At 58.4% G+C, this 12037-nt stretch carries 7 protein-coding genes and 1 tRNA gene; 5 read left to right on the top strand and 3 right to left on the bottom strand.

What is annotated here, in order from left to right:
• The first annotated feature begins 66 nt into the window (after positions 1-66).
• From ACZ5TH_RS08840 to ACZ5TH_RS08825, 4 genes are all read left to right on the top strand, one after another.
• Positions 67-543 (top strand): Lrp/AsnC family transcriptional regulator, encoded by a 477-nt coding sequence (locus ACZ5TH_RS08840; protein WP_196224367.1) that lies wholly within the window; start codon positions 67-69, stop codon positions 541-543.
• A 270-nt stretch (positions 544-813) separates the two neighbouring features.
• Positions 814-1881: a hypothetical protein gene (locus tag ACZ5TH_RS08835; RefSeq protein WP_464793651.1), complete on the top strand. Its 1068-nt coding sequence runs from the start codon at positions 814-816 to the stop codon at positions 1879-1881.
• Positions 1882-2269: 388 nt separating this feature from the next.
• Positions 2270-4744 carry a TonB-dependent receptor gene (locus ACZ5TH_RS08830; protein WP_464793650.1) on the top strand — a complete coding sequence of 825 codons (2475 nt, stop codon included), beginning with the start codon at positions 2270-2272 and terminating at the stop codon, positions 4742-4744.
• 42 nt (positions 4745-4786) lie between these two features.
• Positions 4787-5194 (top strand): VOC family protein, encoded by a 408-nt coding sequence (locus ACZ5TH_RS08825; RefSeq protein WP_464793649.1) that lies wholly within the window; start codon positions 4787-4789, stop codon positions 5192-5194.
• Between the two features lie 154 nt (positions 5195-5348).
• On the opposite strand, the gene ACZ5TH_RS08820 is transcribed toward ACZ5TH_RS08825, so the two are convergent.
• A complete protein-coding gene (locus ACZ5TH_RS08820) occupies positions 5349-5930 on the bottom strand; it encodes a nitroreductase family protein (RefSeq protein WP_464793648.1) in 582 nt (193 codons plus the stop codon).
• A 347-nt stretch (positions 5931-6277) separates the two neighbouring features.
• Between ACZ5TH_RS08820 and ACZ5TH_RS08815 the strand changes: the two genes are divergently transcribed.
• The gene (locus ACZ5TH_RS08815; RefSeq protein WP_464793647.1) at positions 6278-6955 is read left to right on the top strand and encodes a TetR/AcrR family transcriptional regulator; all 678 of its coding nucleotides are present in this window, start codon (positions 6278-6280) and stop codon (positions 6953-6955) included.
• A 473-nt stretch (positions 6956-7428) separates the two neighbouring features.
• On the opposite strand, the gene ACZ5TH_RS08810 is transcribed toward ACZ5TH_RS08815, so the two are convergent.
• Both ACZ5TH_RS08810 and rpoC read right to left on the bottom strand, forming a co-directional pair.
• Positions 7429-7502, bottom strand: a tRNA-Gln gene (locus ACZ5TH_RS08810).
• Positions 7503-7716: 214 nt separating this feature from the next.
• Complete coding sequence (gene rpoC / locus ACZ5TH_RS08805) at positions 7717-11973, bottom strand: DNA-directed RNA polymerase subunit beta' (RefSeq protein WP_460986515.1); 4257 nt, start codon at positions 11971-11973, stop codon at positions 7717-7719.
• Positions 11974-12037 lie beyond the last annotated feature (64 nt).

The following is a 12037-nucleotide window of genomic DNA, read 5'->3' as shown; positions in this document are numbered from 1 at the left end:
CAAAGTGACGCAGTATGTTCTATAATGTCGATATTATTGAGAGAATGTGCGAAGGAATTGGGCGAAATGGCCGTAGGACTGGATCAGACGGATCGCGCGATCCTGCGCTTACTAAGGCTCAATGCGAGACGTCCCAATTCCGAGATAGCCGAGGAAGTCGGGCTGTCGCCGTCAAGCTGTCACCGCCGGATCAAGCTGCTGGAAGATGCGGGGGTCATTCGCGGCTATACGGTGCTGACCAGCCCTCTGCGGGTCGGCGAGAATAGCGTGAACATATTGGTGCAGGTAACGCTAGACAGGCAGACCGAAGATTATCTCGCACGCTTTGAACATGCCGTCAGGCAATGTCCGGAGATCCGCGAATGTTTCCTGATGACGGGCGGGACCGACTATTGGCTGCGCGTCGAAACGGAAAGCGTTGCCGCCTATGAGATCATCCACAGTGAAATCCTGTCCCGGATGCCCGGCGTAGCGCGCATCAACTCAAGCGTCGCGATGCGCGATGCGCTGAGCCCGCGATCGGCGGGGCCGAGGGGCCGTTAGGGCAGGGCGTTCCCCGGGTGAACATCGGTCAGCCTGACTCCGCGGCGGCGTTCGCTTGTACCATCCAAGGGATTTCGACGGGGAATCGGCCAATTTCCGCTCAGGCGGAACAATGCGCCATCATTACATATTTCTAATTTTTGACACAGTTGACGATCGTCAACTTATGGTCCAACATCCGGTTAGCGCATCCCCTCGAATCGCGGCGGGCCAACGGCATTTCCGGGCGATTGGAGTGAGACGACGTCCAGTTTATCAATGGAGTGCCTGATGACTACCGATTTTGCCGACCAGTTCCGTCCGGTAGCGCCGCCTTACGTGATCGAAAACGCCTATACGGAAGATCAGCGTCAGCGGATATTCAAGGTTGTGCGGGAGAACGGGCCGTGGCCGCTCATTCTCGCCGAAAACTTCAAGTCTCCTGAAGAAGTCATAGCCACGACCGGCGGCACCATTCCTGAAGGGTTCACGCTGACCTGGGACATGATCCTGCAAGGCAGCGGGACGTTCCGGGGGTATATCGCCCGTCAGGGTGTCTGCTTCTATCCTGAACTGAACGACTGCTATTATAACTCCAAGTTCCTTGAAATGTCGCGCAACTATTGGGGCGCCAAATATGCCGAGCCAGAGACGTTTCTGATCAACATTCAGGGGCCGACCCTCATCGGTGGGCCGCCGCATCTTGATGGTACGGTCTTCCGCGGAATGACCATGGAAAACGCGCCGCTCTGGCTTCTGTTGACGATGGCCAAGTCTCGCATGTTCGAACAATGGCGCAGCAAGAAGATGCAGGTCACCGGCTGGTATTATAAGGGCAATATCGGCGGCGGATTCAACTATTGGCCGGACGGTCCGCGTGGCGAACCCAAGCAGATCACTGCGCCTATGTGGGGTCGCGCGGTCGTTGCCGAGAACGAGATGATGTTCCACCACGCTCAGGCGACCGGCCCGCTCGCGATGCGTCGTTCCGAAGGTCTGGATATCAGCAGCGTGATGGCGCCCGATCCGACGGTCGAAGGCGGCTGGCGGATCGAGACCAACGGTGTGGTTAATCAGCAGTTGCCGGCAGACGAAGTGCGCCTGCTGGTTCACTGGGGCGCACGAGTGTTCATGGATATGGCCGACCTGAAGCGGACGTTTGACCACACGGATGACATCACGCACGACCAGGCTTTGAACATGCTGATGGACGAAGCCCGCAACCGTGGCGCTCAGTTCGAAACGCCCACTGATCCGCTGACTGATCGCGCGTTCATCGGCATGCTCAGCCAGGTGTTCGCTGTGAACGGCCCGGCGAACATTCCGGCTGACATGGACGAGGCGCCGCTCGCCGCCTGATAGCTGAATTCGGTACAATGCAAGATGAAGTGAATGGCGGGCCTCTGCGGCCCGCCATTTGCGTTCTAGGGAATGCGAAAGAGGACTTGGCGCGGATTATAATATCGCCGTTTTTCCGAATAGGCGGTAACTTATAGAACAACGGCATGTGCAAATAAATTCATCTTGACAATGGTTGAAATACGTCAACTATCGTAGATGGCGAACGTATGAGGGGCACAGTCAGCGAAGTTGCTGACGGAACGAATATCAAAACCCAATCGCCGATCGGAACCGGTAACTTTTGCCGGGGGCCGCGATGTCCCATGTGGAGGGGCATTGCTACATATGGGGAGTAGCAATGATGCGATCAGTAGAAAATAGCTTGAAGCTGCTATGCGGAGCCGGGATGACGGCATTGTGCATTGCGGGAGCTGCGCAAGCCCAGGCTCAACCGGGCGCTGGTTCGAGCGTGAACTCGGCTCCGGATGAAATTGTCGTTACCGCGCAGCGCCGTGACGAGCGCGCGCAGGATGTTCCCATCGCGATCACGGCATTTTCGCCAGAACGTCTACAGCAGCAAGGGATTACGCAGCCGCAAAATTTGCAGGCGACGGTTCCGTCTCTGGTGGTCGGCAACAATGGCAATCCGTCACGTGAAGCGCAAAGCTTTACGATCCGAGGACAGGGTGCGACCTTTCAGGCGTCGCCTGGCGTGGTCGTTTATCTGAACGAAGTGCCGCTGCCCGCGCCGATCTCCATTCCTCAACAAGGTGGTGCCGGTAATTTCGTAGATCTGGAGAATGTCCAGGTACTAAACGGCCCACAAGGAACCTTGTTCGGACGCAACACGACTGGTGGCGCGGTGCTGCTCGTTCCCAAAAAGCCGACGAACGACTTTGAAGGCTATGTTCAGGGCAAGTTCGGTAATTACGACAACAAGGAACTTGAAGGCGCGATCAACGTCCCGATCGTCGATGACAAGGTCCTGCTGCGGGTGGCCGGAGCCTATCAGGATCGTGATGGCTACACGCGGGATGTCGTCTGGAACACCGATCGCGATAATTTGCACTGGTATTCCGGGCGCGTTGGACTGACGCTGCGGCCGACCGAGACTTTCGAAAATTATACCATGGCCTATGGGGCGAATTCCCGGACCCATGGGACCGGTACGGTCAACACGCAGCTTAATGTTGCGGGACTGGCGGCCACGAGTTTTGTCGGCCTTCCTTTCTGCGTTGAAGGACCGACAATCCCTGGCTTTAGCGCATCGTGCGACGTCTACAGGGCGGCTAGCGCGGAAGCAGATGCTCGTGGACCCAGACAAACAGCGCATGGCACCAATTCGTTTCAAAGGACGAAGACCTGGGGTGTTACCAATACTTCCACACTCAATCTGAACGAAGAACTGACGCTGCGTAACATCGTCAGCTATCAACGCTTCAAGACGACATATAGCGTCGACAGTGATGGCACCATCTTCCAGTTCGATGATGGCGATCCAAGAAGCTATCCGGCTCCCGGCGTAGTTACTTTGCCCGGTGACGGTACTCCGGTCATCTACGATAATGCTTCACCGACGCGACTGCCGCGAGATGATATCAAGGTTTTCACCGAGGAATTGCAGCTTCAGGGCGATTTGTTTGACAAACTGCTCACCTTTACCGCAGGCGCATTCTACTATGATCAGCGTCCGGCCGGGACCCAGGGGGCGGGTGCTACTGGTTTCTGTCCAGCTTTGTTCACGGGCAACCCATTGGTTTGCGGCGTGTATGACATAAGATATGCGATCACCAATACGTCGAAAGCGCTATATGCACAGTCGACGCTGGATTTGGGACTGGTTTCGCCTGCGTTGCAGAACCTCAAGGTCACTGGCGGCATTCGGTACACTTGGGATAGGGTCAGCGGCTCGGCGGGTCTGTATCAGGTAATCGCTCCAGGGGCATTCTTCTGCTTCGCCGACAATAGGATTGCACCAGACGCGGCCGGCTGCTCATTTGAGGCCAATCTGAAGACCAATGAGCCGACCTGGAACATTGGTGTAGATTACAGATTTTCGCCCGAGCTTCTTGTCTACGGCAAGATTAGCCGTGGCTACAAGGCCGGTGGCATAAACGCCAATGCGGTGTTTACCACCACTCGTACTTTCCCGCCGGAGTTCGTCACATCCTATGAAGCGGGCTTCAAGTCGGATGTGCGACTGGGGGGCATGCCGCTTCGGCTCAACGCTACCTATTATTATCTGACCTATAAGGGTATTCAGCGCGCGACCGGCGACTTCAATCCCGCCACCGGTGCAGCTGGCGCAAGGGTTCTTTCCGCAGATGCGCGCATCCAGGGCATAGAGGCGGAAGCGTCGCTGCGGCCGATTCCGGGTGTCGAGATCGGTGGTACGTTCAGCTATACAGATGCCAAATATAAGAAATATGAGTTCGCGCCGAGCAGCCCCACTCAGGACTGTACCGGCAATGTCATAAGTGCTCCGGAGACTGTAGATCTGACCTGCATCCCGTTCCAATATGTGTCGCCGTACATCTACAGCTTCCACGTGTCCGCAGAGCAGCCGCTTGGCGGGGATCTCGGCACACTTGCGATGTTCGTCAACTATTCACACACGTCGGCGCAGCATACGGCGGGGACCAGCCTTCCTGGGGATCAGCCGGGCGAGCGGCTTGAACCATTCGGAACGCTGAACCTGTCGCTCGATTGGCGGAATGTTGCAGGTAGCCGCGTGGACGTAGGCTTTTACGCGACCAACCTGACGAACAAGCTGTATCGTGTCAGCAACAGCAACACCTATAACAGTCAGTTCTTTACTGCGACGTTATACGGCGAACCCAGAATGTACGGGGTCCGTCTGCGCTACTCATTCGGAAAATGACTTGAAGTTCCGAAGGGTTGAATATGCTTAAAATGAAGAGCGATGAATATGTCAGATGTGAATAAAGTGGTTCCTTTAGGCTTCACCAAGCTGATCGTGCAGGATCTTGACAAGGTTGCGGCCTTCTATGGCGCCGTATGCGGCCTGGTCGAGGAAGCGCAGGTCGATGCGGAGATCGCAGGCCGTCCCATTCGGGAACTGTACTTCAAGTCAAATCCGCCGGGCACGGGGAACTTCACGCTGACGAAATTCCTAGACGTGGAAAAATCGGCCACGGAGTCGGTTATCCTGGGATTCATCGCGGATGATATCCACCGGTTCGTGGAAAGTGCCGCCGCCGCAGGTGGTGTTGTGGTCGTGACTGCTCATCCGGAGCCTGAACATGGCGTACATGTGGCCTTCGTCAAAGACGTCGAAGGCAATTTGATCGAGGTGGTCCAACTCATGTGAGGCGCGTGGTCATTACGCGTGCAAATGTCAGCGGTCATCTCGTGACATCCAGTGCCTGAAGGCTTCTGGATCAGGTGGAAGGGGGAGGTACATGGTGCCTCCCCCGACTTTCATAACGCGCTTGTCGATCGATGATCGGCGCCGCAGTTTCAAGTCAGCTGCGGAAATTGCCGGAATAGGCAATCTCTTCAAGAGGCTTGCGGTTGCTTGGCTCTTCGCGTGCCTGCAGCTTTTCCGGAAGAGACGCGGGGTCGCCCATCCGGCCTATCGCTACGGCGGCCTCTATCCGGAACCCGTCCGGAACGCCCAGCTCCGTCCTGGCTTTGTCCATATCGATCCCGACCATGCCATGGGCGTGATAGCCAATCAGGGTCGATTGCAGCGCTATGCCCGACCAGGCGGCGCCAGCGTCAAAGCTGTGCGAATGGCTGGGTTTGTCCGGCGATCCCATGGTTGTTTCGCTCAGGATGAACAAAAGCACCGAGGCTTCCTTGGCCCAGATCGCGTTGAACGGAATCAGCAGATCGAGGAAGCGCCCCCAATTGGCGGCATCGTCACGCGTCGCATAGAGAAAGCGCCAGGGTTGATAATTGAAGGAAGAGGGCGCCCAGCGTCCGGCATCCAATATGGTGCGCAGATCGTCAGCGGGCATGACGGAGCCATCAAACGCGCGCGGCGACCAGCGATTTAGAAACAAAGGGTCGAGTGCCGTGTCGGTTACCCGGTTGAGCGTCATGTCTTTAAGGGTCCTTTGCAAACAAGATGGATTTTACACAGGCTTATCGCTGCAGATCACCAGAAATGCTTGACTAAAAGTTGTCGTATGTCAACGTCCTGATGGCGGCGGTGATCGCAGGGTCGCGCTTCGGACCATTACGTTCTGCGGTGACTATTGATCATGGTTGCTTAAGGGCCTTCCGCGCGTGCAACCTTTGTTGCAGGACGGCGAAAAGTTGGAGCGGGGAGCCCTTTGATAACCATGTTGCGAACGGTGAATAACGCTATCGACTTTTCGTAAGCTGAATGGTCAGATGACATGCGAGCAGAACTTTTCATTAATTCAAATCAGCGCTACGGGGGAGTATGACTGATCTTAAGGTGAAAAAGGCCAAGCTTGTCGCTCCTCCTCGCCCTGGAGTATATTCCCGGGGTTCCGACACGGTCGATGCAATCCTGAAGGCCGCGTTGCACGTTCTCGTCGATGAGGGCGCATCGGCCTTCACCCTTCGCCGGATTGCTGCTGAATGTGGGATGAAGGTCGGAAATGTGAGCCGTCATTTCCCGCGTAAGGAAATGCTGGTTCAGGTGCTGCTGGACGAACTGCTGAGCCCCACCGTGGGCGAAGCGAGAGTCAGCCTCACCAACAAGGGCTTACCTGCCGAAGAAGCGCTCGCGCTGGTCATCGGGGGCACCTTCGACGAGACGAAGACGAAGAAGATGACCCATCTGTTTACCGAATTGTGGGCGATGGCGAACCACAATCAGTTCGTCGCGGAACGGGTCGAGATGGTCAATCAGTATATGCACAATCTGATGGCGTCCTATGTCGCCGAACTCAACCCGGCGCTTTCCATGGAGGAAGTCGACATCGTGACCCTGTTCATCAACACGTCGATCGAAGGGTCAACGATATTGGCGGGATATGGCAAGCCGTGGGAGGCCAAGATGCCGCAGCTCAAGGCTTTTGCCGTCAAATCTCTGATCAATCTTGCCAAGACAATCACTCCCGAGGAAGTGAGAGGGCTTCGCCCGGCTGCGTGACGGTAAACTTGGGACTGGGAGCAGGAGCTCTTGGCTGCGGCCATACATCAGGCGATTAAAGCGGATGCAAGTCTGCCCAGGCTGAGCAGGAGGCGGCGATAGCGCCGATGATAGCCGACAGCGCGAGCAATTCGGCGATCAACCGTTCCTGCCAAGCCGTCCAGTGAGATGACGCGGAGGTTTTCCGGCCAGTGACGTGGCCGGATGTTTGTGCGCCAATGTCTCAGGTCCGCGTAGAAGTCAGCTTCTGATATTTCATGGGCAGGAAGAGCGGCTTTTCTCGCTTGATTGTGATGCCACTGAGGATGCACCCTTTACTCTAGATGGAGGGATCGCGTCAGGCGCCCCTCGACCCTTTGCTTCGACCACGATCAGTCATCAAGCCCAATGCCTCCGCCAAGCACCAGCGACCGGCCAGAGAAGGCGATGGCCAAGTTCATACATGGCTTAAATTTTCTAGATTGCCGAATGTTTGGATGCCCGACAAGGATTCGAACCTTGATTGACGGAGTCAGAGTCCGCTCTCTTACCATTAGAGGATCGGGCACCAAGGCGGGTGTAGCCCGCATCGGAAGCGCGCAAATAAGCTGGTTGGATCGGCTGGTCAAGGGGCTTGCGCCGGAAAATGCCGCATACTTCGGTTAGGAAAAAGCCCGCCGGTCGCATATTCGTCCGGCGGGCTCATTCATCATCCCTTGCGGGGTAGACAGGCTTGGGAGCCGCTATCCAAGATAGGAAGTGGCTCCCATGATTTCAAAGCTTCAGTCGAGATCCTGGGTGGTGAAGTCCTCACCCTGAACCGCGCCGAGCGGATCGTCGCCAATGGCAGCTTCCGGACCCTGTGCGAGTTCGGCAGCATGCTCTTCAGCAGCCGTCTTGGGCGCGATCAGGTCGACCTGGCTCGATGCCCGCAGGGCGGCGCGCATCGCCGCGTCACGCGACGAGGCGGCAACGCGCATGCGGTTCATGCCCGCGCCAGTGCCCGCCGGGATGAGGCGGCCGACGATGACGTTTTCCTTGAGGCCGACCAGCGTGTCCTTCTTGCCCTGAACCGCCGCTTCCGTGAGGACGCGAGTGGTTTCCTGGAAGGAGGCCGCCGAGATGAACGAACGCGTCTGGAGCGAGGCCTTGGTGATGCCGAGCAGCACCGGCTTGCCAGCGGCGGGCGCGAAGCCCGGCTGGAGCTTGGCGTTGATCTCGTCCATTTCCTCGCGGTCGATCTGCTCGCCCACCAGCAGCGTGGTGTCGCCGGACTCGATGATCTCGACCTTTTGCAGCATCTGACGAACGATCGTTTCGATGTGCTTGTCGTTGATCTTCACGCCCTGCAAGCGATAGACTTCCTGGATTTCCGCGACCAGATATTCGGCCAGCGGCTCGATGCCGAGAACTTCCAGAATGTCGTGCGGATCGGGCGAACCGCCGATCAGGTTATCGCCGCGCTTCACGAAGTCGCCTTCCTGAACGTCGATCACCTTGCTCTTGGGGATCAGATATTCGACCGGCTCGCCGCCATCCTCCGGATTGATGGCGATCTTGCGCTTCGCCTTGTAATCCTTGAGGAACTGCACGCGGCCCGAGACCTTGGCAATGATCGCATTGTCCTTGGGCTTGCGGGCTTCGAACAGTTCGGCGACGCGCGGCAGACCGCCGGTGATGTCGCGGGTCTTCGCGGCTTCGCGAGAGACACGCGCCAGCACGTCACCGGCCTGCACCTGCGCGCCGTCATCGACCGACAGGGTCGCACCCACCGCCAGCATGTAGCGAGCAGCTTCGCCCGACTGATCGTCGAGCAGGGTGAGGCGCGGACGCAGATCTTCCTTGGTACGGGCGGACCCGCGATGTTCGATGACCACGCGCTGGGCGATGCCGGTCGCTTCGTCGGTCTGCTCGGTCAGCGTCTTGTTGTCGATCAGGTCGACATATTTCACGATGCCCGGCTTTTCCGTGATCACCGGCATGGTGAACGGATCCCACTCGGCAAAGCGCTCACCCTTCTTCACGGTGTCGCCATCCGCAAACAGGATGGTGGCGCCGTAGGGCAGGCGGTGCGTTTCGCGTTCGCGGCCTTCGGAGTCGATGATCGCGATCTCGCCATTGCGGGCGAGCGACAGGCGACGGCCATTCTTGTCGGTGATGGTCGGCATGTCGCGCAGCTCGATCGTGCCGTCCGACAGGGCTTCCAGGTTCGACGTTTCGTTGAAGTTCGCCGCGCCGCCGATGTGGAAGGTACGCATGGTAAGCTGCGTGCCCGGTTCACCGATGGACTGCGCCGCGATGACGCCGACCGCTTCGCCGATATTGACCGGCGTACCACGAGCGAGGTCACGGCCGTAGCATTTGCCGCACACGCCCATCCGGCTTTCGCAGATCAGCGGGCTGCGGATCTTCACCGCCTGGGTGCCGATAGCCTCGATCTGCGCGATCATGGGCTCATCGAGCAGGGTGCCGATCGGAATGACGATGCTGCCATCCTTGCTGTCGACAATGTCCTGCGCCGTGGTGCGGCCCAGGATACGCTCACCGAGCGAGGCGATGACCGAACCACCCTGAACGATGGCCTTCATCTCCAGCGCCTTTTCGGTGCCGCAATCTTCCTCGACGATGGTGCAATCCTGCGACACGTCGACCAGACGGCGGGTCAGGTAACCCGAGTTCGCCGTCTTGAGCGCGGTGTCGGCCAGACCCTTACGGGCGCCGTGGGTCGAGTTGAAGTATTCAAGGACGGTCAGACCTTCCTTGAAGTTCGAGATGATCGGCGTTTCGATGATCTCGCCCGAAGGCTTGGCCATCAGGCCGCGCATACCGGCCAGCTGCTTCATCTGAGCCTGCGAACCACGGGCACCGGAGTGCGCCATCATGTAGATCGAGTTGATCTGGGCCATGCGGCCGGTCTGCGGGTCCTTGGGCTGGGCGCGGATTTCGTCCATCATGGCGTTCGCTACCACGTCGCCGCAACGGCTCCAGGCGTCGATAACCTTGTTGTACTTTTCCTGCTGCGTGATCAGGCCGTCCTGATATTGCTGCTCATAGTCAGCCACCAGCGCCTTGGTTTCGGCAACGGTGCCTTCCTTCGAGTCCGGGATCACCATGTCGTCCTTGCCGAACGAGATGCCGGCCTGGAACGCGTGGCGGAAGCCCAGCGCCATGATGGCGTCGGCGAACAGCACCGTGTCCTTCTGGCCAGTGTGGCGATAGACCTGATCGATGACGTCGCCGATTTCCTTCTTGGTGAGAAGGCGGTTGACGACGTCGAAGGGCACCTTGTGCGACTTGGGCAGACATTCGCCCAGCAGCATGCGGCCCGGCGTCGTTTCGAAGCGCTTCATATACTGATTGCCGGCTTCGTCGGTCTGCGGCACGCGGCTGGTGATCTTCGAGTGCAGCGTCACGGCCTTTGCGAAGAGAGCCTGATGGACCTCCTGCATGTCGGCCAGCAGCATGCCTTCGCCCGGCTCGCCTTCGCGTTCCATGGACAGGTAATAGATGCCCAGCACCATGTCCTGCGACGGAACGATGATCGGCTTGCCGTTCGCGGGCGATAGGATGTTGTTGGTGGACATCATCAGCACGCGGGCTTCCAGCTGGGCCTCAAGGCTCAGCGGAACGTGGACGGCCATCTGGTCACCGTCGAAGTCGGCGTTGAAGGCCGAGCAGACGAGCGGGTGCAGCTGGATCGCCTTGCCTTCGATCAGGACGGGTTCGAACGCCTGAATACCGAGGCGGTGAAGCGTCGGCGCGCGGTTCAGCATGACCGGGTGCTCGCGAATGACTTCGTCGAGGATGTCCCAGACTTCCTTGCGTTCCTTCTCGACCCACTTCTTCGCCTGCTTAAGGGTCATGGACAGACCCTTGGCGTCGAGGCGGGCGTAGATGAAGGGCTTGAACAGTTCGAGCGCCATCTTCTTGGGCAGGCCGCACTGGTGCAGCTTGAGTTCCGGGCCGGTCACGATGACCGAACGACCCGAATAGTCGACGCGCTTGCCGAGCAGGTTCTGACGGAAGCGGCCCTGCTTGCCCTTGAGCATGTCGGACAGTGACTTGAGCGGACGCTTGTTCGCGCCGGTGATGACGCGGCCGCGGCGGCCGTTATCGAACAGGGCGTCGACAGCTTCCTGCAACATGCGCTTTTCGTTGCGGACGATGATGTCCGGCGCGCGCAGTTCCATGAGGCGCTTCAGGCGGTTGTTACGGTTGATGACGCGACGATAGAGGTCGTTCAAGTCCGAGGTCGCGAAGCGGCCGCCGTCCAGCGGCACCAGCGGGCGCAGTTCTGGCGGAATGACCGGGACGACGTCCAGGATCATCCATTCCGGACGGTTGCCCGATTCCAGGAAGCTCTCAACCACCTTCAGGCGCTTGATGATCTTCTTGGGCTTCAGTTCCGACTTGGTGACAGCCAGCTCATCGAGCAGCGCCTGCTTCTCGCCCTCAAGGTCGAGATCCATCAGCATCTGCTTGACCGCTTCCGCGCCGATCCCGGCGGAGAAGGCGTCCTCGCCATATTCGTCCTGCGCGTCGAGCAGTTCGTCTTCGTTTAGAAGCTGGAACTTCTCAAGCGGGGTCAGGCCCGGTTCGGTGACGATGTAGCTCTCGAAATACAACACGCGCTCAAGCTGCTTGAGCTGCATGTCGAGCAGCAGGCCGATGCGCGAAGGCAGCGACTTCAGGAACCAGATGTGCGCGACCGGCGCGGCCAGTTCGATATGGCCCATGCGCTCGCGGCGGACCTTCGATACCGTGACTTCGACACCGCACTTTTCGCAGACGATGCCCTTATACTTCATGCGCTTATACTTGCCGCACAGGCATTCGTAATCCTTGATCGGACCGAAGATGCGCGCGCAGAACAGGCCGTCACGCTCGGGCTTGAACGTGCGATAGTTGATGGTTTCCGGCTTCTTGATCTCGCCGAAGGACCACGACCGGATACGCTCTGGCGAGGCAAGGCCGATCTGGATCTGGTCGAAGGTTTCGGCCTTCTGGACCGGGTTGGCGAAATTGGTCAGTTCGTTCATCTTTTTCATTCCCTCATGAGGGCAAATCTTTGGAGCGAAGGGGAGGGCGCCGCCGTCAGGCCGC

The sequence above is a fragment of the Sphingobium sp. TomTYG73 genome, assembly GCF_055394245.1.
This window is presented reverse-complemented; position numbering and strand designations above follow the sequence as displayed.